This window comes from Rhizobium sp. CRRU65, from assembly GCF_048551595.1.
Taxonomy (GTDB): domain Bacteria; phylum Pseudomonadota; class Alphaproteobacteria; order Rhizobiales; family Rhizobiaceae; genus Rhizobium; species Rhizobium leguminosarum_J.
In genome coordinates, this window is record NZ_JBLYZH010000012.1 from 218,906 (window position 1) to 245,868 (window position 26,963).

Consider the following 26,963-nt stretch of genomic DNA (forward strand, 5'->3'; position numbering starts at 1 on the left):
GGATGCGACCCATGGCTACCATAAAGACCGACGACGTTTTTTCAATCGCTTCTTTCGACCCGTCCAAGTTCACGGAATCTTTCCGTGAATTCGCCGAAAAGGGCGCTCAGCAGTCGAAGGATGCCTATGCCAAGCTGAAGACCGCTGGCGAGGAAGCCGGCAAGACGCTCGAAGCCACCGTCCAGACGGCACAGGCCGGCAGCGTCGAGATCGGCCTGAAGGCGATCGACATCCTGCGCATCAATTCCGAGAACTCGCTGTCGCACTTCGAAGCGCTGCTCGGTGTCAAGTCCCCGGCCGAATTCTTCGAGCTGCAGACCTCGTTCATCCGCAAGCAGGCGGAACTCACCGTCGAGCAGGCGAAGTCGATCCAGGAAACCACCAAGCAGGTGGCCGAGAAGCTCGCAAAGCCCTCCAAGGACGCCGCCGAAAAGGCCATGGCTTCCTTCAAGGTTGCCTGATCGGTCCTTACCGATCGGAGATAAAAGGCTGGACCTCGCGTCCAGCCTTTTTGTATATTGACGAGGAATGGGGCTTGAATTCATCTCCAAGTCCTCGTATGTGACCCCCGTCGCGCCAAGCGCGATTTATGCGGTTGTAGCTCAGTTGGTTAGAGCGCAGGTTTGTGGCACCTGAGGTCGGAGGTTCGAGACCCCCCAACCGTACCATCTCCCCCTTGTCCATATCGAAGACATAGGTGACAGATCGTACCTAAGACACGGGTGACAACCTCGTGTGGAACGGGCCGTCGATCGCTCCCAAAGTTCTCTGTTCGACGGCACGCGCACATCGCCGGCCAGGCTCTTGACCAGCAGCTCTCTGATCTTCCTGGCAGCCCAATGCGGCTTCTTTTACGAGATGATCAACAACTCGACCGGCTCAAGTAGTGGTTGGCGCAACGCATCGACTGTCGCGACCGATCCGTCAGGGCCTCCAGGCCGTCATCTTTGTAGCAATTGAAGAATTTTGTAGCCGCTCGTGTCCGAGATGCCGAATTCCAGTCACGCAGCTGGTCAACCGCATGACAGCGAATCTCGATTGATTATGTCGCTGCCAACCATTCCTTTGAGGACCTCCAGGTGCCCTTCGCAAACCGTCTTGACCAGTTCGAGCAGGACCGTCGTTCGCTCACCGAGCCAAGTCAGGGCTTCCTCGCTGATCTCATAGTGCTTCGAATAGCGCGCTTTCACATACGCCTCGTTCAGTGAGTTGAACCAGGCGCGTTCCTTGTGCTGATCACGCGGAAAGGCTTCGGCCAGCCGGCGGTCCTGCTCCTCGGCGAGCGAGCGCAGGAACTTGATGTTGTGCGACGGTGGGCCGTAATTGGTGAGGGTCAGTAAGACGCAGGAGTAGGCTTGTTCAAGTGATTGATGCAGGCTGAATGCCGACCAATTTATCCAGGCGTCCGCGATCCTTTCCGACTTGCTGAGTTGAAATTTAGCTGTCTCAAGGATGGTCGTCGCTTCGGCAAACCTTTGCTCAAAATGCTCCCTCGCCAACCGCAGTCGGTCCTCCGACGAAAGCGGTTCGGACTCGGGCAGGGGCTCATCGTCAAGCTCATAAAGAACAATGCCTTCCTTGCGAATGTCGGAGAAGAAATACTGCCCTTCCTTGAGGTAGGTATTCACCTCGCGTCTGGAATGCACAATGAAGCTCACCGGTGTTTCGATCGAAGCGTCGTGGATCAGCCGGTCGGCAGCCTTGTGCCAATATTCGGCGAATTCGCAGAGCTTGCGGTTGTTGACGATGATCAAGAGATCGAAATCGGAGCGATACCCCTTCATCGTGAAAGGTTCATCGACCCATCCGCCCTTGGCGTAGGAGCCGAAGAGCAGAATCTTCAGGATCCTACCGCGCTTCTTGAAATCGGCCGTGCCTTCCTTCAGCGCGTCCTCGAACTCCTCGTGGAGGATTTCGAGAACCCGGCCGAGTTCTCGCTGCTTGCGAAGCGGCATATGATCGAGCGACGATTTCATGAGCAATCGATAGGCGAAAGATCCAATATCGTCTACTGGCAATTTTAGCATCGCTCAACTCCAGTTTTGCCCTTATGTCTCCTCCGATTGCCAACACCCGCTAGGGATTGATGAAAAGCTTCAAGCGCTTAGGGACAAGGATCGTCTGATTCCGGTATCGTGGGACGCCGCGCCCTAGGGCGAACAAAGCGTGAAGGTGGCTTCAGATTATACTATCTTGAATACGTCAGTAAAATCGCCTATTTGTCGCAGTTGATATGGACCCGCGCGAAAACCGGAGACAAGCGCGGAGCGCGTCAGTCGTTCGGTCTGACTATTGTGAAAGAGCGATGTCGCTCGTTGGTGCAACTGCTCCGAATATGCGAGGACAATGATGGCGATCATGTTCGTCAGAGCGCAGGTGATCAGCCGGGGAACCGGACGCAACATCGTCTCGGCCGCCGCCTATCGTCATCGCACTAGGATGATGGACGAACAGGCCGGTACGTCGTTCAGCTATCGGGGCGGGGCGTCCGAGCTGGTGCACGAGGAACTGGACCTGCCGGATCAGATTCCGGATTGGCTGCGGTCGGCGGTCGAGGGGCGTTCGGTCGCTGGTGCCAGTGAGGCGCTGTGGAATGCTGTTGAAGCTTTCGAGAAGCTGGCAAACGCGCGGCTGGCGAGAGAGCTGATCATCGCGCTGCCGGAAGAACTGACGCGGGCCGAGAACATCGCGCTGGTTCGCGAGTTCGTCCGTGATAACTTCACGTCCGAGGCAATGGTCGCCGATTGGGTCTATCACGACAAGGACGGCAATCCGCATATCCATCTGCTGACGACCGTGAGACCGCTGACGGAGGAAGGCTTCGGTCCGAAAAACGCTCCTGTTTTGGGAGAGAATGGCGAGCCATTGCGTTTTGTCACCCCCGGGCGGCCCACAGGTCGGATTGTTTATAAGTCCTGGGGCGGCGACAAGGAAACCTTGCAGGCATGGAAGGTCGCCTGGGCGGAGACGGCCAACCGGCACCTGGCGCTTGCCGGTCACGAGATCCGGCTCGACGGCCGCTCCTATGCCGAGCAGGGGCTCGATGGCATCGCCCAAAGACATCTCGGTCCGGAGAAAGCGGCCCTTTCCCGCAGGGGTGCCGAGATGTATTTTGCCCCGGCCGACCTTGCCCGACGGCAGGCGATGGCCGACCGGCTGCTTGCCGAGCCGGAGCTTCTGCTGAAGCAGCTCGGCAATGAACGCTCCACTTTCGATGAGCGCGATATCGCCAAGGCGCTGCATCGCACGGTCGACGATCCCTTGGACTTCGCCAACATCCGCGCGCGGCTGATGGCGTCGGACGATCTCATCATGCTGAAGCCGCAACAGGTTGATACCGAAACGGGGAAGGCAGCGGAACCCGCCGTCTTCACCACGCGCGACATTCTTCGCGTCGAATATGACATGGCGCGGTCGGCGCAGGCTTTATCGGAACGTCGCGGTTTTGCAGTTTCGGCCGAGAGCCTCGCCGCTGCGATCGAAAATGTCGAAACAGCTGATCCGGAAAAGTCCTTTCGGCTCGATCCGGAGCAGGTCGACGCCGTCCATCATGTCACCGGCGACAATGGCATTGCAGCCGTGGTCGGCCTTGCTGGCGCCGGCAAGTCGACACTGCTTGCCGCCGCACGCGTCGCCTGGGAGAGCAGTGGCAGCAGGGTGATCGGTGCTGCCCTTGCGGGGAAGGCGGCTGAGGGACTGGAAGACAGCTCCGGCATCAGGTCGCGAACACTCGCCTCCTGGGAACTCATCTGGGCCAATGGCCACGAGACGCTTCACCGCGGCGATGTGGTGGTTGTCGACGAGGCCGGCATGGTGTCGTCGCAGCAGATGGCCCGCGTGCTGAAGCTCGTCGAACAGGCAGGGGCGAAAGTCGTGCTGGTCGGCGATGCGATGCAACTGCAGCCGATCCAGGCGGGGGCGGCGTTTAGGGCGATCACCGAACGGATCGGTTTTGCCGAACTTGCCGGCGTACGACGGCAGCGCCAGCAATGGGCGCGCGAGGCATCGCGGCTTTTTGCGCGCGGCGAGATCGAGAAAGGTCTCGACGCCTATGCGCAGCAGGGCCATCTCATCGAGGCTGGGACACGAGCGGAAACGATTGATCGGATCGTTTCCGATTGGAGCGACGCGCGCAAACAGGCGATCGAGACGTCGGTCCTCAAAGGCAATGACGGCCGTCTTCGCGGCGACGAGCTTCTCGTGCTCGCCCACACCAATCAAGACGTGAAGCGTCTGAACGAAGCGCTGCGATCGGTGATATCGGAGGCGGGCGCGCTGGGTGAGAACCGCTCATTCCAGACCGAACGCGGTGGGCGGGAGTTTGCCGCCGGCGACCGCATCATCTTCCTGGAGAATTCCCGTTTCCTCGAGCCCCGTGCTCCCCGTCTCGGCCCGCAATATGTGAAGAACGGCATGCTCGGCACGGTCGTTTCCACCGGCGACAAACGCGGCGATACACTGCTGTCGGTCCGTCTCGACAATGGCCGTGACGTCGTCATCAGTGAGGACAGCTATCGCAATGTCGATCATGGCTACGCCGCGACCATCCACAAATCACAGGGTGCCACCGTCGAGCGAACCTTCGTACTCGCCACCGGCATGATGGACCAGCACCTGACCTATGTGTCGATGACCCGGCATCGCGACCGCGCTGACCTCTATGCCGCGAAGGAAGACTTTGAAGCGAGGCCGGAATGGGGCAGGAAGCCGCGCGTCGATCATGCTGCCGGTGTCACCGGTGATCTTGTCGAAACAGGACAAGCCAAATTCCGGCCGAATGACGAGGATGCCGACGACAGTCCTTATGCCGACGTCAAGACCGAGGACGGAAGCGTCCATCGTCTCTGGGGCGTGAGCCTGCCGAAGGCGCTCGAGGAAGGTGGCGTCTCGCAAGGAGATGCAGTCACGTTGCGCAAGGACGGTGTCGAGAAGGTCAAGGTTCAGGTTCCGGTCGTCGATGAACAAACCGGGCAGAAGCGCTACGAGGAAAGAGAAGTCGATCGCAACGTCTGGACCGCCAAGCGCATCGAAACCGCCGAAGCTCGCCTGGAGCGCATCGAGCGGGAAAGCCATCGGCCGGAACTGTTCAAGCAGCTCGTCGAACGCCTGTCGCGCTCCGGCGCCAAGACGACGACGCTCGATTTTGAGAGCGAGGCCGGTTATCGCCAGTATGCCGATGACTTCGCCCGGCGTCGTGGGCTCGATCATCTTTCTCAAACTGCGGCCGGGATGGAGGAGGGCGTCTCCCGGCGGTGGGCCGCGATTGCCGAAAAGCGCGAGCAGGTGGCTGAGCTCTGGGAGAGGGCCAGCGTTGCGCTCGGATTTGCGATCGAGCGGGAACGGCGTGCTTCCTACAATGAGGAGCGCATTGAAACGCAAACTGTCTCGGATGCAGATGCTGCCCGTGTGCGGTATCTGATCGCACCCACCACGGAATTCGCCAGAAGCGCGGAGGAAGATGCACGCCTGGCTCAGCGTTCGTCGCCGGCCTGGAAGGAGCGGGAAGCCATCCTGCGGCCGCTGCTTGAGAAGATCTATCGTGACCCGGATGCAGCACTTGTCGCCCTGAACGCCCTGGCGTCGGATGTGAAGATTGAACCCCGCAGGCTTGCCGACGATCTTGTTGTTGCACCGGCTCGGCTCGGCCGCCTACGTGGTTCCGATCTGATCGTCGACGGTCGTGCGGCACGCGACGAGCGTAGCGTCGCGACCGCGGCATTGCTGGAACTGCTGCCACTCGCCCGCGCCCATGCGACGGAGTTCCGCCGGAATGTCGAACGCTTCGATCTGCGCGAGCAACAGCGCCGCGCTCATATGTCATTGCCGATCCCGGCGCTCTCGAAGGCGGCGATGGCGCGTCTCGTCGAGATCGAGGCGGTGCGCCGGCAAGGGGGTGACGACGCCTACAAGACCGCCTTTGCGCTTGCCACAGAAGACCGCTCACTCGTGCAGGAGGTCAAGGCGATCAGCGAGGCGCTGACCGCCCGCTTCGGATGGAGCGCCTTCACATCCAATGCCGATGCGGTTGCCGAACGCAACATGCTTGAGCGTATGCCGGAAGACCTCACAGGCATGAGAGGCGAGAAGTTGGCCCGGCTGTTTGAAGCCGTGAAGCGTTTTGCCGACGAGCAGCATCTCGCCGAGCGGCGGGATCGTTCGAAGATTGTTGCCGGCGCCAGTGCCGATCAGGGGATGGAGGCAGGCAAGGAGAATGCCGCGGTGCTGCCTATGCTTGCCGCTGTCACCGAGTTCAAGACCCCGATCGACGAGGAGGCGAGATCGCGCGCCCTCACCACACCGCTGTATCGCCACCAGCGCGCAGCGCTGGCAGACGTGGCATCAACAATCTGGCGCGATCCGGCTGGCGCTGTCGGCAAGATCGAAGATCTGCTTGCCAAAGGTATTGCTGGCGAGCGCATCGCCGCCGCGGTGACCAACGATCCGGCCGCCTACGGTGCGTTGCGCGGTTCCGACCGCCTGATGGACCGGATGCTGGCCGCCGGCCGAGAGCGGAAAGAGGCTGTGCAGGCCATGCCTGAAGCCGCCGCCCGCCTGCGCGCGCTCGGTTCGGCCTACGTCAATGTGCTCGATGCCGAACGCCACGCTATTGCCGAGGAGCGAAGGCGCATGGCAGTCGCCATTCCCGGCCTGTCGAAGGCGGCGGAAGAGGCGCTCATGCGCCTGACAGCAGAGGCGAAGAACAATGGTCGCAAGCGGACTGCACCAGCCGTTTCTCCGACTATTCGCCAGGAGTTCGCCGCAGTCAGCAGGGCGCTCGACGAGCGCTTCGGCCGCAATGCCATCCTCCGAGACGAGAAGGATCCCATCAACCGCGTCCCACCGGTGCAGCGCGGGGCCTTCGAAGCGATGCAGGACAGGCTGAAGGTCGTGCAGCAGGCGGTGCGCATGGAAAGCAGCGAACAGATCATCTCGGAACGGCGCCAGCGGGCTGTCAGCCGGGGGCGCGGCATCGATATGAATAGCCTTTAAACAAAACAAGAGAGACCATTTCTGTTGATCTGAATCCACAAAATGGATCAGTGTTGGCTGGCGTGTTCCGGTTGCACTATCCTGGCTGGGAAACAAACGGAAGGCGAAGAAGGTATCGCAGCTCAGACGAGCAGAATGCGTGTATCCAGACGCTAGGCGATGGAGCGTGCCGGCGAAAATGCTAAACGACGACTTCCGATTGAAGCCGGATGCCGCCGGTGGAAATGAAGAAGATCGTCGCCGAAAAAAATACGGTTCCTGACGTTTCGATGGAACCCGCACCGTTTCGGCCCGTTCTCGAGTTGACGGGAGAATATGCATGTCGAAAACCCTTCTCTACGGTGCGACGAAGATCGACGAGACCAACAGCGCTTATGCGCCCGTCGAAAGTCTCGCCCAGTTTCAGTGGAAGAACCGCGTCTTCGTTGTTTTCGCCGACAGGGATAATTCCCGCGCCGCCCGGCAGGAAAATCAGCTGCTGGCCGATCGCTCAGCTCTCGACGAGCGTGACCTGGTGGTGCTGAAGGTTTCCGGCGCTGGCGTTCGGCCGCTGTTCGGTGCGGCCGACGGCCTCGACGGCGAAGCGATCCGCCGCGATCTCGAGGCGCCGGAGGTCGGCGAATTCGCCGCTTTCCTTCTCGGTAAGGACGGCACCGTCAAGCTCAAGGTCAGCGAGCCGATTACCGATGGCGAGCTCTTCGCCATCATCGACAGCATGCCGATGCGCGCTGCCGATTCGCTGAAGCCGGACAAGTCGTCCAGATATCGCGCAGAACCAAGATCATGAAAGGGAGGCGGTCATGTCCGTGCCCAACGAACCCATTCCCGACCAGCCGCCGATGCCCGGGCCTGGCTGGAAGCCAGTGCCTCCGATCAAGGAACCAGAGCCGGACCGGCTGCCTGACGAAGCACCCGTTCCAAATCCCGACGAGAACGACGAGCCGGCAAAACACACTTTCGAGACTTAAAGGAAAATGTGCCGTTCGGCGCTCACGAGTTCCTGGAGGAAATCGGCGACGCTCCTGACCCGTAGCAGGTCGCGCGCCGTTTCGTGATAGGTCGTCCAGTAGGCGCGCCGGATCGAAACCTCCGGCAGAATGCGCTGGAGTTCCGGATATTGCCTGGCGATATAATCGTGCAGGATGCCGATGCCGGCACCTGTTCGTACCGCCTCCGTCTGTCCGATCGCCGTTGAAATCTCGAAGCCTGCATCCCAGCTCCGCATGACTGCGCCGGAAAAATTCAGGGACGCGGTGAAGATCAGGTCTTCGACATAGCCGATGCGGCGATGCGCCTTGAGCGCGTCGATATCGGCGGGCGTGCCCAGGGAGGCGAGGTATGCGCGTGAGGCATAGAGACCGAGCGTGTAGTCGGTGAGCTTGGAGGAGACGAGCCGGCCTTGTTCGGGCCGCTCCAGTGTGATGGCGATATCGGCCTCGCGCAGCGAGAGTGAGAAAGAGCGCGGCACCGGTACGAGCTGGATCTTCAGCTCCGGATGGCGCTCGATCAATCTGCCCATGCGCGGCGCAAGAAAGGAAACGCCGAACCCATCAGGCGCCCCGACGCGCACGGTCCCGGCGATTGCCGTATCGGTGTGGCCGAGGCTGGCCTGTGCTGCGAGCATTTCCGTTTCCATCCGCTCTGCAGATGCCAGGAACACTTCGCCTTCGGCCGTCAGTTCGCAGCCATTTGTGCGGCGGATGAAAAGCCGCGTCTTCAGCGCCTCTTCGAGCGAAGTCAGTCGACGCGAGAGCGTGGCGTGATTGAGCCCCAGCCGCTTCGAAGCGGCAAGGATCTGCCCGGTGCGGGCGACGGCGAGGAAAATACGAACATCGTCCCAGTTCATGGCTTGGCACGCATTGCGATCGGATCGACCTCGATAAGCGTCAGCGATGTGACCATGTGTGCCGTCTGGTTCTTGTATTTGATGAAATGCGGTGTTCGCAGATGGGCCTCGTATGCTTCCTGGTCGGCGTAGACTTCAAGGATACGGATCCGGTTTGGGTTGTTCCTGATGGAAACGGCGCTCAGGGAAAGGACGCCGTCTTCCAGCGCGATGGATGCTTCGATCTCTTCCGTGAGAAATGCGCGATAGGTTTTAAGCGTGTCCGGCTCGATCTCCAGCTCCGCCATTCTGACGACGGGTTTCCGGTTCATCGGTTTGACCTCCCCCAGGGTTTGACTTGTCGGAGTTTGACTTGTCGGCGTGCGGTGCCAAGTTTGAAGCAGCCGCAGCGCCTGATGCAACGACAGGGCTATAATTTACGCACAACGGTTGCTTATATCAGCGCATTGATTTGTGCAAATTGAAGTGCGATTGTCGGCCATCGAAAAACAGGAGGAACACCCATGCGTGAGATCGGTCATTTCATCGGCGGCAAACATGTTGCCGGCACCAGCGGCCGCGTGAGCAATGTCTACAATCCGGCGACGGGTGAAGTGCAGGCGACGGTCGCACTCGCAAGCGTCGAGGAACTGCGCGCCGCCGTCGAAAACGCCAAGGCTGCGCAGCCGAAATGGGCTGCCACCAATCCGCAGCGCCGTGCCCGCGTCTTCTTCAAATTCGTCGAACTCCTGAACAAGCACATGGACGAGCTTGCCGAAATCCTCTCCAAGGAGCACGGCAAGACGATCGAGGATGCCAAGGGCGACGTTATCCGCGGCCTCGAAGTCTGCGAATTCGTTTGCGGCATCCCGCATCTCGCTAAGGGCGAATTCACCGAGGGCGCAGGCCCGGCGATCGACATGTATTCGATCCGTCAGCCGGTCGGCATCGGCGCCGGCATCACGCCTTTCAACTTCCCCGGCATGATCCCGATGTGGATGTTTGCGCCAGCGATCGCCTGCGGCAACGCCTTTATCCTCAAGCCCTCCGAGCGTGATCCCTCTCTCCCGATCCGCCTTGCAGAACTGATGATCGAGGCCGGTCTGCCCGCCGGCATCCTCAACGTCGTCAATGGCGATAAGGGTGCCGTCGACGCGATCCTCACCGATCCCGATATCGGCGCCGTCTCCTTCGTCGGCTCGACGCCGATCGCCCGCTACGTCTATGGCACGGCGGCGATGAACGGCAAGCGCGCCCAGTGCTTCGGCGGCGCCAAGAACCACATGATCATCATGCCGGATGCAGACCTGGATCAGGCCGTCAACGCGTTGATGGGCGCAGGCTACGGTTCAGCCGGCGAGCGCTGCATGGCGATCTCGGTTGCCGTTCCGGTCGGCGAAGAAACCGCCAACCGCCTCGTCGAGAAGCTGGCGCCGAAGATCGAATCCCTGCGCATCGGCCCCTATACCGACGACAAGGCCGACATGGGCCCGCTCGTCACCAAGGAAGCCTATACCCGTGTTCGTGGGTTGATCGACCGCGGCATCGAGGAAGGCGCCAAGCTCGTCGTCGACGGCCGCGATTTCAAACTCCAGGGCTATGAAGACGGCTATTTCGTCGGCGGCTGCCTGTTCGATCACGTCACGCCGGAGATGGATATCTACAAGACCGAAATCTTCGGACCTGTCCTCTCCGTCGTTCGCGCCAACAACTATGAGGAAGCGCTGTCGTTGCCGATGAAGCACGAATACGGCAACGGCGTTGCGATCTACACCCGCGACGGCGATGCCGCCCGCGATTTTGCCTCGCGCATCAATATCGGCATGATCGGCATCAACGTTCCGATCCCGGTTCCGCTCGCCTACCACTCCTTCGGCGGCTGGAAGGCCTCGAGCTTCGGCGACCTCAACCAGCACGGCACGGATTCGATCAAGTTCTGGACGAAGACCAAGACCGTCACCGCTCGCTGGCCTTCCGGCATCAAGAGCGGCGCGGAATTCGTCATGCCGACGATGAAGTGATCGTCACGACATTCCAATCTGAAATCTGTAATTCGGGGGCCTTTTGGCTCCCGAATTTTTCCTCGTCATGCTGATTGCCGGCGATATCGGTCCGGCGTCGAGGATGTCCTGAGACAAGGGCGCGGTCTGCTGACCATGTCCTATTCCCCAGTGCCGAGGTCAAACTGATGCGCAAGGCACGCCCGAGCGCAAGCAGACGATCCTCGATGACGTCGGGATCCTGGAGCGGGATTGACGTCGCGGCAAATGGCCTCATAAGCTGAATGCGAATTTCATATTTTGGAATTGTTCAAAACTAGCAAACCGCCTATATAGGTCTGAACAGACGAGTCAGGAGAATGGCATGCGGTTGACGAAGCAGACGAACTATGCGGTTCGCATGTTGATGTATTGTGCTGCCAATGACGGGCATTTGAGCCGGATTCCCGAAATCGCCAGGGCCTATGGCGTTTCCGAGCTCTTTCTTTTCAAGATCCTTCAGCCGCTGAACAAGGCGGGTCTGGTCGAAACCGTGCGCGGTCGCAATGGCGGCGTGCGCTTGGGCAAGCCGGCCGCCGACATTAGTCTTTTCGACGTCGTTCGGGTGACGGAAGACAGCTTCGCCATGGCCGAATGCTTCGAGGATGACGGTGAGGTCGACTGCCCGCTGGTCGATAGCTGTGGTTTGAATTCGGCGCTGCGCAAGGCGCTCAATGCCTTCTTCGCGGTGCTGTCGGAATATTCCATCGATGACCTCGTCAAGGCGCGTCCGCAGATCAATTTCCTTCTCGGAATCACCGGCGAACCGGCCTATCGCAAACCCGCGATCGTTGCCCCCGCCGCCTGAATTCAAGATCATAATTTGCTTCTGAACCGCGGTTGCCCTGGCCACCGCGGTTTTTGTTTTTGCAGCGTCTGGTTGGTCTCCGGCATACGGGGAAATGCCGTCGGCATGTCGCGATGGGTGCGTTTTTATACCAAATGCGACAAAATTTCGGTCATTTTTGTGCGAAAATTTCCGAATGAGGCTGATTTTTGACGGAAAATTTCTAAAGTTGTCCAGGTGGAAAAATTTTCTGCGTAGCCCGTTGCTTTCAGTAAATAAATATCGTTCCATCGAGCGTCGACCGAGATGCCAATCTGCGGTCTCCAAACATCAAAAAAGAACAACCGGGAAACAATATTATGAAAAAGATCTCTGTCCTGCTGGCAGCGACGGCCTTGATTTCCGTCATGGCGACGTCGGCCTGGTCCAAGACCCTTGTTTATTGCTCCGAGGGCTCGCCGGAAGGCTTCGACCCGAGCCTCTATACGGCAGGCACGACCTTCGACGCGTCGTCGCGCACGGTCTATAGCCGCCTCGTCGAATTCAAGCATGGCGGCACCGAGATCGAGCCGGGCCTGGCCGACAGCTGGAGCGTTTCGGCCGACGGCACGGAATACACCTTCAAGCTTCATCCTGGCGTCAAGTACCAGACCACCGACTTCTTCACGCCGACGCGCGATTTCAACGCCGACGACGTCGTATTCTCCTTCGAGCGCCAGCTGAAATCCGACAATCCGTGGAACAAGTATGTCGAGGGCGGCTCCTACGAATACGCTGCCGGCATGGGCTTTCCCGAGCTGATCAAGTCTGTCGAGAAGGTCGATGACCTCACCGTCAAGTTCACGCTCAACCACCCCGAAGCGCCGTTCCTCGCCGACCTCGCCATGGACTTCGCCTCGATCGTCTCCAAGGAATATGCCGACAAGCTTGCTGCCGATGGCAAGATGGCGCAGCTCAACCAGCAGCCGCTCGGCACCGGCCCGTACACCTTCGTCGCCTACCAGCCGGATGCCGTCATCCGCTACAAGGCGAACGAAACCTATTTCAAGGGCAAGGAAAAGATCGACGATCTGGTTTTCGCCATCACCTCTGACGCTGCCGTGCGCGCCCAGAAGCTGAAGGCCGGCGAATGCCACCTGATCCCCTATCCGAATGCAGCCGACGTGCCAGAACTGAAGAAGGATGAAAATCTGACCGTTCTGGAACAGGCCGGCCTCAATGTCGGCTTCCTCGCCTACAACACCCAGATGGCCCCGTTCGACAAGCCGGAAGTTCGCCGCGCGCTCAACATGGCGATCAACAAGCAGGCGATCATCGACGCCGTCTTCCAGGGTGCCGCGGCCGTTGCCAAGAACCCGATCCCGCCGACGATGTGGTCCTATAACGACGCCGTTCAGGACGACAAGTACGATCCGGACGCTGCCAAGAAGGCTCTTGCCGATGCTGGCGTCAAGGATCTCAGCATGAAGATCTGGGCAATGCCGGTGTCGCGTCCCTACATGCTGAACGCGCGCCGCGCCGCCGAACTGATGCAGGCGGATTTCGCCAAGATCGGTGTCAAGGTCGAGATCGTCACCCATGAATGGGCCGAATATCTGAAGCTCTCCTCCGACGTGAAGCGCGACGGCGCCGTCATCCTCGGCTGGACCGGCGACAACGGCGACCCGGACAACTTCATGGATACGCTGCTTGGCTGCGATGCCGTCGGCGGCAACAACCGTGCTCAGTGGTGCAACAAGGAATATGACGACCTGATGACCAAGGCCAAGCTGACGGCCGATGTCGGCGAGCGCACCAAGGCCTATGAGCAGGCGCAGCTGATCTTCAAGAAGGAAGCTCCCTGGGCAACCATCGACCATTCGCTCGTCTTCGTTCCGATGAGCAAGAAGGTCTCGGGCTTCCAGATGGACCCGCTCGGCATTCACCGTTTCGACGGCGTCGACGTATCCGAATAACAAGAATAATGTAAGAATGCCCGGCAGAGCTGGGCGCAGCCGGCGGTCAGGGTCTCCTGACCGCCGGAAACTATTGGACATCTGCCATGTTGCGTTTTTTTATCGGCCGCCTTGCGGTGCTGATCCCGACATTCCTCGGCGTTTCCCTCATTGCCTTCTCGTTCATCCGCATGCTTCCCGGCGATCCCGTCATGCTCCTGTCGGGGGAACGCGTCATGGCGCCGGAGCGGCACGCCCAGATCATGCATGATCTCGGTTTCGACCGGCCGATGTATGTGCAGTATTTCGACTATCTCGGAAAAATCCTGCATGGCGATCTCGGCACCTCGATCGTCACCAAGCGGCCCGTTCTCGGCGAATTCCTGACACTGTTTCCGGCAACGCTGGAGCTCTCGCTCTGTGCCATCATCCTCGCCGTCTGTCTTGGCGTGCCCGCCGGTATCTTTGCCGCCGTCAAGCGAGGCACGTGGTTCGACCAAAGCGTGATGGGTATTGCCCTTATCGGATATTCCATGCCGATCTTCTGGTGGGGGCTGCTGCTGATCATCTTCTTCTCCGGCTATCTCGGCTGGACGCCCGTTTCCGGCCGCATCTCGCTGATGTATTTCTTCAAGCCGGTCACCGGATTCATGCTGATCGATAGCCTGCTGTCGGGCCAGAAGGGCGCGTTTTCCTCGGCCGTCAGCTACCTCATTCTGCCGACGATCGTGCTGGCGACCATCCCGCTTGCCGTCATCGCCCGCCAGACGCGTTCGGCGATGCTCGAGGTTCTGGGTGAGGATTATGTCCGCACGGCGCGCTCGAAGGGCCTGAAGCCGCTGCGCGTCGTCGGCGTGCATGCGCTGCGCAATGCGATGATCCCTGTCATCACCACCATCGGTCTGCAGATCGGCGTTCTGCTTGCCGGCGCCATCCTCACCGAGACCATCTTCTCCTGGCCGGGCATCGGTAAATGGATGGTCGATTCGGTGTTCAAGCGCGATTATGCCGTGGTCCAGGGCGGCCTTCTGCTGATCGCCGGCGTCATCATGCTGGTCAATCTGATTGTTGATGTTCTCTACGGCTTCATCAATCCGCGCATTCGTCATTAGGAGCGGTCCATGAGCACGGTCACCGTCAAAACCGGCCAGCCATCCGCTCTTGCGGAGTTCTGGCATTATTTCTCCCGCAACAAGGGCGCCGTCATCGGCCTGGTGGTTTTCATCATCATTCTGGTCGTCGCAGTCCTCGCGCCGCTCTTTGCGCCACATCAGCCGAATGAGCAGAACCGTGCGGTACTGCTCGCCGTGCCGTTCTGGATGGAGGGCGGCAGCGCCTCCTTCCCGCTCGGAACGGATGCCGTCGGCCGCGATATCCTTTCGCGCCTGATCTACGGCGCGCGGTTCTCGCTCTTCATCGGCGTCGTCGTCGTCACGCTTTCGGTCATTTCAGGCGTCCTGATCGGCCTCGTCGCCGGATTCTTCCGCGGCAAGGTCGATACGGCGATCATGCGCCTGATGGATATCATCCTGGCCTTCCCGTCACTGTTGCTCGCTCTCGTTCTGGTGGCCGTGCTTGGGCCTGGTCTGACCAATGCGATGATCGCGATTTCGCTGGTCAATCAGCCGCATTTCGTGCGGCTGACGCGCGCCTCGGTCATTTCTGAGCGTGAGAAGGAATATGTCATCGCCTCGCGTGTCGCCGGTGCCGGCACCTTCCGGTTGATGTTCAAGACGATCCTGCCGAACTGTCTTGGGCCACTGATCGTTCAGGCGACGCTCGCCTTCTCGGCAGCGATCCTCGATGCCGCCGCCCTCGGTTTTCTCGGCATGGGCGCCCAGCCGCCGACACCCGAATGGGGGACGATGCTCGCTGAATCCCGTGAGTTCATCTCGCGCGCCTGGTGGGTGGTGACATTCCCGGGTCTTGCCATCCTCATCACCGTTCTCGCCATCAACCTGATGGGTGACGGCCTGCGCGATGCGCTCGATCCCAAACTGAAGAGGTCGTGATGCCGCTCCTCGAGATTGAAAATCTGACGGTCGAATTCCAGACCGCTTCCGGTCTCTTCCGCGCCGTCGACGGTGTGTCGCTTGCCTGCGACAAGGGCGAGATCCTGTCGGTCGTCGGCGAATCCGGCTCGGGTAAATCCGTTGCCATGCTGGCCCTGATGGGGCTTCTGCCCTGGACGGCGAAGATCACCGCCGACCGCATGCAGTTCGACGGCAAGGATCTGCGCGGCATCTCCGGCCGCCAGCGCCGCAGGATCGTCGGCAAGGATATGGCGATGATCTTCCAGGAGCCGATGTCGAGCCTCAATCCGTGCTTCACGGTCGGTTTCCAGCTCGGCGAGACCCTGCGCTTCCATATGGGCCTCAACCGCAAGGAGCGCCGCGAACGTTCAATCGAACTGCTGAACCTCGTTGGCATTCCGGCTCCGGAAGACCGCCTGTCTAACTTTCCGCATCAGATGTCCGGCGGCATGAGCCAGCGCGTCATGATCGCCATGGCGCTCGCCTGCAATCCGAAGCTCTTGATCGCCGACGAGCCGACAACGGCGCTCGACGTGACGATCCAGGCACAGATCCTCGATCTGCTCGTTCGCCTGCAGAAGGAGCAGGGCATGGCGCTGGTGCTGATCACCCACGACATGGGTGTCGTTGCCGAAACCGCCGAGCGCGTGCAGGTGCAATATGCCGGCCAGAAGGTCGAGGAACAGCCGGTAAGGGCGCTGTTCCGAGATCCTCATCATCCCTATACCGCAGCCCTGCTCGCAGCCCTTCCCGAACGCGCAAAAGTCGGCCAGCGTCTTCCCTCGATCGCCGGTGTCGTTCCCGGCCAGCATGGTCGCCCGACAGGCTGTCTGTTTGCGCCGCGCTGCGGCTTCGCCACGGTCGAATGCGATCGCGGTGTCGTCCGCCAGGGGCCGGAGCTCGGCCTGGCGCTCTGCAACTATCCCTTGAAGGATGGTAAGCCGCTCGGACATCCCGGCATCATGGCCGTTGAAACTGCAGGAGACCTCGTATGACGGACGCTGTTCTCGAGGGCAGGGATCTCGCCCGCTTCTACACCGTCAATCGCGGTCTGTTCAAAGCCGATGCCACCGTCAAGGCGCTGAACGGCGTCAGCTTCAGCCTGCATTCCGGCAAGACGCTCGCCGTCGTCGGCGAATCCGGCTGCGGCAAGTCGACGCTCGCCCGCCTGGTCACCATGATCGAGAACCCGACATCGGGGCAATTGCTGATCGACGGCAAGCCCGCCCATGTCGGCGATCGCATCCTGCGCAGCCAGGTGCAGATCGTTTTCCAGAACCCCTACGGCTCGCTCAACCCGCGCCAGAAGGTCGGCTCGATCCTCGAAGAGCCGCTGAAGATCAACACCAATCTTGACGGCGCCGCTCGCCGCCGCAAGGCGGAGGAGATGATGGCTCGTGTCGGCCTGCGTCCGGAGCATTATGGCCGTTACCCCCATATGTTCTCCGGCGGTCAGCGCCAGCGTATCGCCATTGCCCGCGCCCTGATGCTGAGGCCGAAGGTGCTGGTGCTCGACGAACCGGTCTCGGCGCTTGACCTGTCGATCCAGGCGCAGGTGCTGAACCTGTTGATGGACCTGCAGAAGGAGATGGGGCTCGCCTATCTCTTCATCTCGCACGGACTGTCCGTCGTCCATCATATCGCCGACGAGGTGATGGTGATGTATCTCGGCCGTCCCGTGGAAACCGGTCCCGCCGCCGAGGTCTTCGCCCGGCCGCGCCATCCCTATACGGCTGCCTTACTGTCGGCCACGCCGATCGCCGATCCAGATCGTGCGAAGAACCGCATCCGCCTGCAGGGTGAACTGCCTTCGCCGCTGAAGCCGCCGACGGGCTGCCACTTCAATCCGCGCTGCTGGAAGGCGCAGGACCATTGCCGTCAGGTTTCTCCCGAATTAAGTGGAGAAGGCACACATCAATATGCCTGTCACTTCCCGCTCGATTGAGCGGGAGTGAGCAATTCCAGGAAAAGTGCACAGCGGTTTTCCGTCCGAGATTGCGTGAAAACAAAGAGATAGAGCATTTTCGTGATCAGAACGAAAATGCTCTATGGCCTGAGGAGGGTTTATGCCGGAGCAGATGAACAAACCCCAGGCGATCATCGTCATGGGAGTCAGCGGCTGCGGCAAATCCTCCGTCGGTGAGAAACTCGCCGAAGCCCTGCACCTGGCCTTCGTCGAAGGTGATGCGCTTCATCCGGCCGCCAATGTCGAGAAGATGTCGAAGGGCATTCCGCTGACCGATGAAGACCGGATGCCGTGGCTCGACCGCATCGGCGAAGACATCAAGGCCTCGCTGGAGAAGAGCAAGGGCATCATCGTTTCCTGCTCGGCGCTGAAGCGCCTCTATCGCGACAGGCTGAGGGCCGCTGCCGGCGGCAATCTCTTCTTCGTTTATCTCGAAGGTTCCAGGGCGCTGCTGATGAAAAGGATGGGCGAGCGCAAGGGGCACTTCATGCCGGTCTCGCTGCTCGACAGCCAGCTGGCGACGCTTGAGGTGCCCACAGGCGAGCCGGGTGTCGTCACCGTGGATATCGACGACACGGTGGACGGCATTGCGGCAACGGCCCTCGACGGCCTTGCAACACTGGGCGTTACGGGTTGAAACGCTGCGGTGAATAGGCCGCGATATCGATGAACGGCGTCTCGCCGGTGATGAGTTCGGCAAGCACGCGGCCGGTCACCGGCCCGAGCGTCAGCCCGTGATGCGCATGGCCGAAGGCAAACCACAGGCCCTGATGGCGCGGCGCCTTGCCGATAACAGGCATCATATCCGGCGTGCAGGGGCGCGCGCCCATCCAGGGTTCGGGATCGAGCCTGTCTCCGAGTGGGAAGATTGTGCGCGCCACGGCCTCGGCGCGGTCGAGCTGGACCGGCGTCTTCGGCGCGTCGAGCGTTGCAAACTCCGCCCCTGTCGTCAGGCGGATGCCGCGGTTCATCGGCGCAAGGAGATAGCCGCGTTCGGCATCGAGCATCCAGTTGTTGAGCACGGCACTGCCTCCGGCGGCATAGTGCATGTGATAGCCGCGCTTGACGCCGAGCGGGAAGGAGTAGCCGAGCCGGCGCGTAGCAACGGCCGCCCAGGGGCCGAGCGCAATCACAGCATCCTCGGCTTCGAGCGGACCTTCCCTCGTCAGGATCTTCCAGCCGGAGCCGAACGGGCCGAGCGAGGCAGCGTCACCCGTGACGAAGCGGCCGCCGAGGCTCTCGAAATAGCGGCGATAGGCCGATGTCAGCGCATGCGGGTCGAGCACCGACCAGGGATCGCGCCAGCGGATACCGCCGGCGAAATCGCCAGTCGTATGCGGCTCGATGCGCGCGATATCGGCCGAAGTCAGGCTGTCATACTCCACGCCGAATTCATTCTGCCAAAGTGCTGCCTCCGCAAGAGCCCCGTCGCGCTTGGCTTCAGTGCGGAAGATCTTTATCCAGCCGTCCTTGCGGATCAACGCTTCCGCCTGCGACGCCTCGATCAGATCCTTGTGTTCGGCAATCGAATTTTCGATCAGCGGCGCATAGGCCCGGGTAATGATCGCGTGGCGGCGCGCATTGGAGTTCCACTAGTAGCGGGCGAGAAAGGCGATCTGGCTCGGCAGCGTGCGCAGGTGATAATGCGCGTCGATGCGGTTATTCACAGCATAACGCAGTAAAAGCCCGAGCTGCTGGGGAAAGCCGTAGGGTGCCACACCTTCGCGCTGGATCAGGCCGGCATTGCCGAACGAGGTTTCGTTGCCCGGATCCTTGCGGTCGATCAGCGTCACCTGCCGGCCGCGCCGCTGAAGATGGATGGCCGTGGAAACCCCGACGATGCCGGCGCCGAGCACAATTGCGTTTTTCGTCATTTCCGCTTGCATTCCGCTTTGTTTGTCGGGTGAAAATGCCCGTGCCGATACCGCGACGCAAACGGAAAATCGCATTCATTTCAAAATCATTGCGCTTTTCAGTGCGGCATTTTCAGCCTTCACGCGGACATGGAGGATAAGCGCGTTGAGAAGGGAAAAGACGATCGCGTAAAGCGGCAGGCCGAAGGCGAGGGGAAGGGCGGCGATCTCGCCGACGACGATCGCATAGTTCGGATGGCGGAGGAAGCGATAGGGCCCGGATCTGACGAGCGGCGCGCCGGGCAGGATGATGATGCGCGTCGTCCAGCGGCCTTTCAGCGTCGCCAGCACCCAGAGCCGCAGCGCCTGCAGCCCCATGAACACCAGAAACCAGAAGAGCGCGACCGGCCTGCCTGGTGCAGTGAGCCAGAGGCCGATGATCCAGCCTGCATGCAACGCCACCATGACGGGATAATGCTCGGGTGCGACCTCTCTGGCGCCTCCGGCAAGAAGCGCCGCCGTATTGCGCCGGGCGAGCACGAGTTCCGCCAGGCGCTGCAGCGTCACGAAGGCCAGAAGCGCGATCGACGGCCACATCATGCGACCCTCCTGAGCGTCACGCAGCTGGCTGAAAAGCCCGGCCCCATGGCGATCATTGCGGCGCGCGCCGGCAATCCGGCGCGGATCGCCCGCTCCAGCACGAAGAGGATGGTCGGCGAGGACATGTTGCCGTATTCGGCAAGCACGGCGCGTTCGTGATCCAACGTGCCCGGCGCCATCGAAAGCGCGCTCTCCATCGCGGCCAGCACCTTCGTGCCGCCGGGATGGCAGATGAAGCGGTCGATATCCTCCACCCTCAGCCCGTTGCGGGCCAGAATAGCCTTTACCGCCGGGCCGAGCTCCTTTTCGGCAAACGGCGGCAGCGATTGCGCCAGTACGATGCCGAAGCCGCCGTCATCGATCTTCCAGCCCATGATATCGAGCGTGTCGGGGAAGAGATGCTCGCCGGTCGATTCCACTTCCGCCAGCCCGTCTCCGCCCGATCGCAGCACGCAGGCGGCCGCGCCGTCGCCGAAAAGCGCTGTTGCGATGATGTTCGGCCGCGTCAGTTCGTCCAGCCGGAAGGCCAGCGTGCAAAGCTCGATCGAGACGAAAAGCACAACAGTGCCCGGCCGGCTCCGCGCCAGCCGCGAGGCGATCGCAAAGCCCGACACGCCGGCGGCACAGCCAAGCCCGAAGACCGGAACGCGTTCGATGTCGGGTCTGAAACCCATCCGGCCAGCAAGCTGTGCATCGAGGCTCGGCGTCGTAAAACCGGTGGAGGAGACCGTCACGACACAATCGACGTCGCCGGCCTCAAGCCCTGCCTGGCGAAGGGCCGAGCTGGCAGCCTCGACGAAAAGCCCGCCTGCGACCTCTGCAAAGGCCTGCATCCGGTCTTGCCAGCCATGCGGCTCGTCGAACCAGGCAAGCGGCCGCGCCGCATGGCGCTTGTCGATGCCGGCGCTATCGAAGACGCGGGCAAGATGGCGAAAATCCTCGAAACGGTCGGCAAACAGCCGGGCCGAGGCTTCGAGCGCCTGTTTTTGGAAAATGACATGTTCGGGTGTGGCAACGGCGAGGCTGACGAGTTTCACGGTATCGGTCACGGAATTCTCCTTGTCCCTCCGGCGGAACGAAGGAAAACACGCGGACGCCCAAATTATTCAGCTCTGAATCTTCACGAAAGGGTGAAGAAAGAAATGCAAGCAGCAGCCGAATAAAGCTGGATGCAGCGGTGTTCTCTCGTCGCAACGTCACTTTCGAGGAGTTTCCCCATGACGATTATCACAGCCCGCATCGCTTCCATCATTCTCGGCGGCTGCCTTGCCGCTTCTGTTGTCTCCGGCCCGGTCTTTGCGGTCGGCGATGATAGCAGCACGACCCCGGTCTGCAAGAAGGGCGAGATCTACGACCAGAAGACCAAAAAGTGCATCAAGCAGCAGAGCGCCAACGTCTCCGACGAGAACCGCGCCGACTATGCCTATTCGCTGGCCAAGGCCGGTCGTTATGAGGAGGCGCTTGCCATGCTCGACACGGTCAAGGACCAGAACACCGCCGAAGTGCTGAATTACCGCGGTTATGCCACCCGCAAGCTCGGCCGCACCGACGAAGGCATCTCCTATTACCTGCAGTCGGTAAAGATGGACCCGCAATACGCCAAGGTCCGCGAATATCTCGGCGAAGCCTATGTCATCAAGGGCCAGCTCGATCTCGCCAAGGACCAGCTGAAGTCAATCAAGGCGATCTGCGGCACGGCTTGCGAGGAATATCAGGATCTGAACGCTGTTATCCTCGATCCCTCGAAGATCTGATCGGTGGGCCACGAAGCGGGAAAATGGAAGCACGAAAGGGACGTCAGAATGTCGGTCGCGCGCACCCATTTTCCTGCCTATAGTCACGCGAGAATGGAATCGCCGGTTCACCCGGCGGTTTCGAGGGATGCAGGATTGGCGGAGGCGGCCATCGCGAGCGAAGCGGATATCAGGAGCGGCCTGACGGAAAATCTGGCAAGGCTCTGGCGTTACGGTCTCGTTCTCTCGCATCAGCGCGATGTCGCCGACGACCTTGTGCAGGCGACCTGCCTTCGCGCACTGGAGCGCGCCGATCAGTTCATCCCCGGCACCCGGCTCGACCGCTGGCTGTTTTCGATCCTGCATTCGATCTGGCTGAACGAGATCCGCTCTCGCCGGGTACGCCAGGGCCAGGGTTTCGTCGATGCCGGGGAGACGCTGACCTTCGACGGCGCGCACGACACCGAAACGCAGGTGATGGCCCATCAGGTGCTGAAACAGGTGAATGCGCTGCCTGAAGCGCAGAGGACGGTGGTTTTCCTCGCCTATGTGGAAGGACTTTCCTATCGCGAGGTTGCAGGCATATTGGATATCCCGATCGGAACCGTGATGAGCCGGCTGGCGGCTGCCCGCGCCAAGCTCTCCGGCGCCGGACCGGAAGGGGGACGGCAATGACGACGAAACACACCATTCCCTCCGACGAGGACCTGACCGCCTTCATCGACGGCGAACTGACGGTCGAAGAGGCTGCGCGCGTTGAAGCCATGGTGAACGAAGACGAGGCCACCGCCGAGCGGCTGGAATTCCTGGCGCGCGCCAATCTGCCGTTCGAGCAAGCCTTCGCCCCGCTGCTCGCCGAAGCCCCGCGCCAGAAACTGGAAGCGATGCTCGCCGCCATCCCGGCACAGCAGAGCGCAAGACCCGCCTCGACGCCGGCATTCGCCACTCGACGCCGCTTCCTCGGCGCGCTCGCCGCCTCGCTGGTCGCCGGTATCGCGGTCGACCGTGCCGTCATCGGCATTGGCAGGGGCTTGTCGGCAAAGGACGAAAACAGCGAATGGCGCGCCGTGGTCGCCGACTATATCTCGCTCTATACCGCCGAAACGCTCGCCGGTCCCGTCCCTGGCAGGGAGGACCAGGCCGCCCAACTCGCCGGTCTTGACGAAAAACTCGGCCTGTCACTCTCCCCCGAAGCCGTCTCGCTCCCAGGCATCGATTTCAAACGCGCCCAGTTGCTGCAATATGACGGCAAGGCGCTCGCCCAGATCGCCTATCTCGACCCCGAGACCGGGCCGATGGCGCTCTGCATCGTCAAGTCTGACAAGGGGCCGAAGCCGCCGGACCTCGAAAGCCGCAAGGGTATGAACGTCGTCTACTGGTCGAACGCGACGCACGCCTTCATGCTGATCGGCCGCATCCCGGTAGACCGGGTGCAGGAATTGGCGGAGAACGCCCGGAGCAGGCTTTCAAGCTGACCAGCTCAGCGGGCTTCAGCTTCGCCCATTTTTCTTGGGGAGCGCGTTTGAGCTCGAAATTGACGCTTTGCCCTTCACTCGCTACGGAACGATTGCAGCCCACGTCACCAAGATTGCGGCAGATGCGATCCTAGAACCCGACGCGGCACGCCGTGAGGCGAGCCCGCGGCAGGACAGGCGGAGACCAACGTTCGGCGGCGCCGAAACAATGCACCTCTCGCTTTTCCGATATCACCGAGCCCGAGACTTATTAAATTTCAGTAGATGACTGTAACGTCAATTTAAGTGCCGTCATGGCAGCAATTGCGAAGGTTCGGACGGGCGAGTACTGGATCCTGGAATATATCTTCTGGCCTTCGATAGAGGTTGCGGCGGAAGCACTTCATGAGCGTTAGTTACTAAGGTTAAAAAAGTTTCCTGAAGAGAAATAAAGCTTTTAGTTGAATTTTCTCCTGATTTGGGGCAGAGGGAAACTGGCATTAGGCGCGGCAGAATTGAATAGGCAAACGGGTATTTTATGACGAACCTTATTACTTCGACGAAGGACGTCAGCTTGACTGGCGATCAGAAAGTTGACGGGCTCTTCACCGGCACTGCCTGGGACGGAACGATAACCTATGCGTTTCCCACCACCTCGTCATCTTATGCCTATAGCGGCGAGAAAGACTATGCTTTCTCTTCAATTTCGTCGCAGCAGCAGTCTCTCGCCTTGTTCTTTATGGAGCAATCCTATGGGAATGCGGCAAATGACGGCTTCTCCGTAGAGGGGTTCACGAACGCCAACTTTGTGGCCGGAAGCGCGGATACCGCAACGGTGCGGTTCGCTCAATCGTCCCTACCTCCGACGGCATGGGCATATACCCCAATTATCGGCGGCCACGGCGGCGATGTCTGGTTCGGAACGGAATATGCTGGCACCGAAGATGATCTTCGCTTGCCGAGGTTCGGCAACTATGCGGGCCATTCCTTGGCGCACGAGTTGGGTCACGCTCTCGGACTGAAACATGCTCAGGAAGGGTATAGTCTCAATCCGACAGTCGTTCCGGGTGCCTACGACTCGCTCGAATATACCATCATGACCTACCGCACATTTGTCGGAGATAACTTATATGGCTATAAGTATGAGCACGATGGCGCGCCACAAACCTTCATGATGCTCGACATCGCCGCCCTGCAGGAAATGTACGGTGCGGACTACACGACGAACAGCGGCGATACCGTCTACAAATGGAATCCGAACCAGGGTATCACCTACGTCAACGGGGTGGCAGCCATCACGCCCGCTGCCAACAGGATCTTCGCAACAATCTGGGACGGCGGCGGCACCGACACCTATGATCTGAGTGCCTATACGACCGGCCTTAAAATCGACTTGCGAGCAGGGGGGTACTCGGTCTTTTCTCAGGGCCAGTTGGCCGATCTAGGCGGAGGTCCGAATAATGGCTACGCCCGCGGCAACATTTTCAACGCCCTTCTTTATCACGACAATGTTGCTTCGTTGATTGAGAACGTTCAGGCCGGCTCCGGCAACGATACGATTATAGGCAACGAGGCGGACAATACGCTCTGGGGCAATGCGGGAAATGATTCGCTTTCCGGCGGTTCCGGCAATGACACATTGATCGGCGGAACGGGCAACGACACCTATATTGTCGATGGCCTCGCCGACGTGGTCACCGAAGGGCTGAATGAAGGGACCGATCTGATCAGGACGGTGCTTTCTTCCTTTGCCTTGACCAATATTGCCAATGTCGAAAACCTGACCTTCACCGGCACTGGCGCTTTTACCGGGACTGGAAACAGCCTCGCCAACACGATCACCGGCGGCGCCGGCAACGACACGCTGGATGGCGGCGCCGGCAACGACACGCTGATCGGCGGTGCCGGCAACGACATCTATGTGGTCGACGCTGGCGTCGATTTTGTGGTCGAGAGTGCGAACAAGGGGACGGACACCGTACGGACGGCGCTTTCAAGTTATATTCTCAGCAACAATGTCGAGAATCTGATTTACACGGGATCCTCCAGCTTCACCGGCATCGGCAATGCGCTGGCCAACACGATCACCGGCGGCGCCGGCAATGATGTGTTGGATGGTGGGGCCGGTGCCGATACCTTGATCGGCGGAACGGGCGACGACACCTATGTCGTTGACAATGCCGGCGACAGCGTTGCCGAGAACGCCGCCGCGGGAACCGACACGGTTCGCACGATACTGGCCGCCTACACACTGGGAGCCAATGTCGAGAACCTCACCTACATCGGAACGGCAGCCTTTGTCGGCACGGGCAATAGCCTTGCCAACACGATCACTGGTGGTGTCGGTAATGACATCCTGAATGGCGGGACAGGTGCTGACACGCTGATCGGTGGAGCGGGCAACGACATCTATGTGGTCGACAGTGCGAGCGACGTCGTCACCGAGTTGGCCAGCGCCGGCACCGACGAAATCCGCACGTCGCTTGCGACCTATTCGATCGCTACACTGATCAATGTCGAGAAGCTGAGCTACACGGGATCGGCCAGCTTCACCGGCACCGGCAATGCGCTCGCCAACACGATCACCGGCGGCGCCGGCAACGACACGCTTGACGGCGGCACCGGCAATGACGCGCTGAACGGCGGAGCGGGTAACGACATCTATGTGGTCGACAGTGCGAGCGACGTCGTCACCGAGTTGGCCAGTGCCGGCACCGACGAAATCCGCACGGCGCTTGCAGCCTATTCGATCGCTGCACTGATCAATGTCGAGAACCTGAGCTACACGGGATCGGCCAACTTCACCGGCACCGGCAATGCGCTGGCCAACATGATCACCGGTGGCGCCGGCAATGACACGCTGAATGGCGGGGCAGGCTCCGACACGATGATCGGCGGAGCGGGCGACGACACCTATATCATCGACAATGCCGGCGACAGCGTTGCCGAGAACGCCGCCGCGGGAACCGACACGGTTCGCACGGCCCTGGCAAGCTATACGCTTGGCGTCAATGTCGAGAACCTCACCTATATCGGAACGGCAGCCTTTGCCGGGACAGGCAATGACCTTGCCAACACGATCACTGGTGGTGTCGGCAACGACACGCTGAATGGCGCGGCTGGCGCCGATACGATGATCGGCGGAGCGGGCGACGACATCTATATCGTCGACAATGCCGGCGACAGCGTTGCCGAGAACGCCGCCGCGGGAACCGACACGGTCAAGACCGTGCTGGCAAACTATACGATCGGCAACAATGTCGAGAAGCTGAGCTACACGGGATCCGCCGACTTCACCGGCACCGGCAATGCGCTCGCCAACACGATCATCGGTGGCGCCGGCAACGATCTGCTGGACGGCGGCACCGGCAATGACGCGCTGAACGGTGGTGCGGGCAACGACATCTATGTGGTCGACAGTGCGAGCGACGTCGTCACCGAATTGGCCAGTGCCGGCACCGACGAAATCCGCACGTCGCTTGCAGCCTACTCGATCGCTGCACTGATCAATGTCGAGAACCTGAGCTACACGGGATCGGCCAACTTCACCGGCACCGGCAATGCGCTGGCCAACATGATCACCGGTGGCGCCGGCAATGACACGCTGAATGGCGGGGCAGGCTCCGACACGATGATCGGCGGAGCGGGCGACGACACCTATATCATCGACAATGCCGGCGACAGCGTTGCCGAGAACGCCGCCGCGGGAACCGACACGGTTCGCACGGCCCTGGCAAGCTATACGCTTG

21 protein-coding genes, 1 tRNA gene and 2 pseudogenes are annotated in these 26,963 nt (G+C 60.6%); 17 read left to right on the forward strand and 7 right to left on the reverse strand.

All coding sequences use genetic code 11. The features are described from left to right. Positions 1-11 precede the first annotated feature (11 nt). A complete protein-coding gene (locus tag ACM5SV_RS23740) occupies positions 12-461 on the forward strand; it encodes a phasin (RefSeq protein WP_003545621.1) in 450 nt (149 codons plus the stop codon). 130 nt (positions 462-591) lie between these two features. After that, a tRNA-His gene (locus ACM5SV_RS23745) sits at positions 592-668 on the forward strand. A 105-nt stretch (positions 669-773) separates the two neighbouring features. Here ACM5SV_RS23745 and ACM5SV_RS23750 read toward each other — a convergent pair. Beyond that, positions 774-998 (reverse strand): annotated as a pseudogene (locus ACM5SV_RS23750) (IS481 family transposase); the annotation flags it as partial. Between the two features lie 15 nt (positions 999-1,013). After that, a complete protein-coding gene (locus ACM5SV_RS23755; protein ID WP_222016285.1) occupies positions 1,014-2,027 on the reverse strand; it encodes a nucleotidyltransferase and HEPN domain-containing protein in 1,014 nt (337 codons plus the stop codon). Between the two features lie 322 nt (positions 2,028-2,349). Between ACM5SV_RS23755 and traA the strand changes: the two genes are divergently transcribed. From traA to ACM5SV_RS23770, 3 genes are all read left to right on the forward strand, one after another. Next, positions 2,350-6,990 carry a Ti-type conjugative transfer relaxase TraA gene (gene traA, locus ACM5SV_RS23760; protein WP_222016283.1) on the forward strand — a complete coding sequence of 1,547 codons (4,641 nt, stop codon included), beginning with the start codon at positions 2,350-2,352 and terminating at the stop codon, positions 6,988-6,990. 319 nt (positions 6,991-7,309) lie between these two features. Beyond that, entirely contained in the window at positions 7,310-7,777 is a 468-nt protein-coding gene (locus tag ACM5SV_RS23765; RefSeq protein WP_222016281.1) for a DUF4174 domain-containing protein, read from the forward strand. 13 nt (positions 7,778-7,790) lie between these two features. Continuing rightward, positions 7,791-7,958 (forward strand): hypothetical protein, encoded by a 168-nt coding sequence (locus ACM5SV_RS23770; protein ID WP_017990318.1) that lies wholly within the window; start codon positions 7,791-7,793, stop codon positions 7,956-7,958. On the opposite strand, the gene ACM5SV_RS23775 is transcribed toward ACM5SV_RS23770, so the two are convergent. Beyond that, positions 7,955-8,836, reverse strand: a complete 882-nt coding sequence (locus ACM5SV_RS23775; protein WP_222016280.1) for a LysR family transcriptional regulator — start codon at positions 8,834-8,836, stop codon at positions 7,955-7,957. The genes ACM5SV_RS23770 and ACM5SV_RS23775 overlap by 4 nt on opposite strands. Next, complete coding sequence (locus ACM5SV_RS23780) at positions 8,833-9,147, reverse strand: putative quinol monooxygenase (RefSeq protein ID WP_222016278.1); 315 nt, start codon at positions 9,145-9,147, stop codon at positions 8,833-8,835. Before ACM5SV_RS23780 ends, ACM5SV_RS23775 begins: the two co-directional genes overlap by 4 nt. A 192-nt stretch (positions 9,148-9,339) precedes the next feature. Between ACM5SV_RS23780 and ACM5SV_RS23785 the strand changes: the two genes are divergently transcribed. From ACM5SV_RS23785 to ACM5SV_RS23820, 8 genes are all read left to right on the forward strand, one after another. Continuing rightward, positions 9,340-10,836, forward strand: a complete 1,497-nt coding sequence (locus tag ACM5SV_RS23785; RefSeq protein WP_222016276.1) for a CoA-acylating methylmalonate-semialdehyde dehydrogenase — start codon at positions 9,340-9,342, stop codon at positions 10,834-10,836. Between the two features lie 343 nt (positions 10,837-11,179). Further along, complete coding sequence (rirA, locus tag ACM5SV_RS23790; protein ID WP_029874102.1) at positions 11,180-11,662, forward strand: iron-responsive transcriptional regulator RirA; 483 nt, start codon at positions 11,180-11,182, stop codon at positions 11,660-11,662. A 338-nt stretch (positions 11,663-12,000) separates the two neighbouring features. After that, positions 12,001-13,596, forward strand: a complete 1,596-nt coding sequence (locus ACM5SV_RS23795) for an ABC transporter substrate-binding protein (RefSeq protein ID WP_012756121.1) — start codon at positions 12,001-12,003, stop codon at positions 13,594-13,596. Between the two features lie 86 nt (positions 13,597-13,682). Beyond that, positions 13,683-14,687 carry an ABC transporter permease subunit gene (locus ACM5SV_RS23800; protein WP_033181639.1) on the forward strand — a complete coding sequence of 335 codons (1,005 nt, stop codon included), beginning with the start codon at positions 13,683-13,685 and terminating at the stop codon, positions 14,685-14,687. Positions 14,688-14,696: 9 nt separating this feature from the next. Next, entirely contained in the window at positions 14,697-15,587 is an 891-nt protein-coding gene (locus ACM5SV_RS23805) for an ABC transporter permease subunit (protein WP_222016274.1), read from the forward strand. Beyond that, entirely contained in the window at positions 15,587-16,603 is a 1,017-nt protein-coding gene (locus tag ACM5SV_RS23810; RefSeq protein ID WP_222016271.1) for an ABC transporter ATP-binding protein, read from the forward strand. Before ACM5SV_RS23805 ends, ACM5SV_RS23810 begins: the two co-directional genes overlap by 1 nt. Then, positions 16,600-17,553 (forward strand): peptide ABC transporter ATP-binding protein, encoded by a 954-nt coding sequence (locus ACM5SV_RS23815; protein WP_222016270.1) that lies wholly within the window; start codon positions 16,600-16,602, stop codon positions 17,551-17,553. Before ACM5SV_RS23810 ends, ACM5SV_RS23815 begins: the two co-directional genes overlap by 4 nt. Positions 17,554-17,674: 121 nt before the next feature. Beyond that, on the forward strand, positions 17,675-18,211 hold the full coding sequence (locus tag ACM5SV_RS23820; RefSeq protein ID WP_222016268.1) for a gluconokinase: 537 nt from the start codon (positions 17,675-17,677) through the stop codon (positions 18,209-18,211). Here the strand turns inward: ACM5SV_RS23820 and ACM5SV_RS23825 are convergent. The 3 genes and pseudogenes from ACM5SV_RS23825 to ACM5SV_RS23835 form a co-directional block, all read right to left on the reverse strand. Then, a pseudogene (locus ACM5SV_RS23825) lies at positions 18,201-19,448 on the reverse strand (NAD(P)/FAD-dependent oxidoreductase). The gene ACM5SV_RS23820 and the pseudogene ACM5SV_RS23825 sit on opposite strands and share 11 nt — an antisense overlap. A 75-nt stretch (positions 19,449-19,523) precedes the next feature. Next, on the reverse strand, positions 19,524-20,027 hold the full coding sequence (locus ACM5SV_RS23830) for an isoprenylcysteine carboxyl methyltransferase family protein (protein ID WP_222016264.1): 504 nt from the start codon (positions 20,025-20,027) through the stop codon (positions 19,524-19,526). Further along, a complete protein-coding gene (locus tag ACM5SV_RS23835) occupies positions 20,024-21,076 on the reverse strand; it encodes a type III polyketide synthase (protein WP_222016262.1) in 1,053 nt (350 codons plus the stop codon). Before ACM5SV_RS23835 ends, ACM5SV_RS23830 begins: the two co-directional genes overlap by 4 nt. Positions 21,077-21,244: 168 nt before the next feature. Here ACM5SV_RS23835 and ACM5SV_RS23840 point away from each other — a divergent pair, with 168 nt between their 5' ends. The 4 genes from ACM5SV_RS23840 to ACM5SV_RS23855 form a co-directional block, all read left to right on the forward strand. Further along, the gene (locus ACM5SV_RS23840) at positions 21,245-21,781 is read left to right on the forward strand and encodes a tetratricopeptide repeat protein (RefSeq protein WP_222016260.1); all 537 of its coding nucleotides are present in this window, start codon (positions 21,245-21,247) and stop codon (positions 21,779-21,781) included. A 48-nt stretch (positions 21,782-21,829) separates the two neighbouring features. Continuing rightward, positions 21,830-22,435: an RNA polymerase sigma factor gene (locus ACM5SV_RS23845; RefSeq protein WP_033181646.1), complete on the forward strand. Its 606-nt coding sequence runs from the start codon at positions 21,830-21,832 to the stop codon at positions 22,433-22,435. Beyond that, positions 22,432-23,235, forward strand: a complete 804-nt coding sequence (locus ACM5SV_RS23850; RefSeq protein ID WP_222016258.1) for an anti-sigma factor family protein — start codon at positions 22,432-22,434, stop codon at positions 23,233-23,235. The genes ACM5SV_RS23845 and ACM5SV_RS23850 overlap by 4 nt, the downstream gene beginning before the upstream one ends. Before the next feature lie 517 nt (positions 23,236-23,752). Further along, positions 23,753-26,963: M10 family metallopeptidase C-terminal domain-containing protein (locus tag ACM5SV_RS23855; protein ID WP_419425427.1), on the forward strand; the 3,211-nt coding region annotated here is incomplete at its 3' end.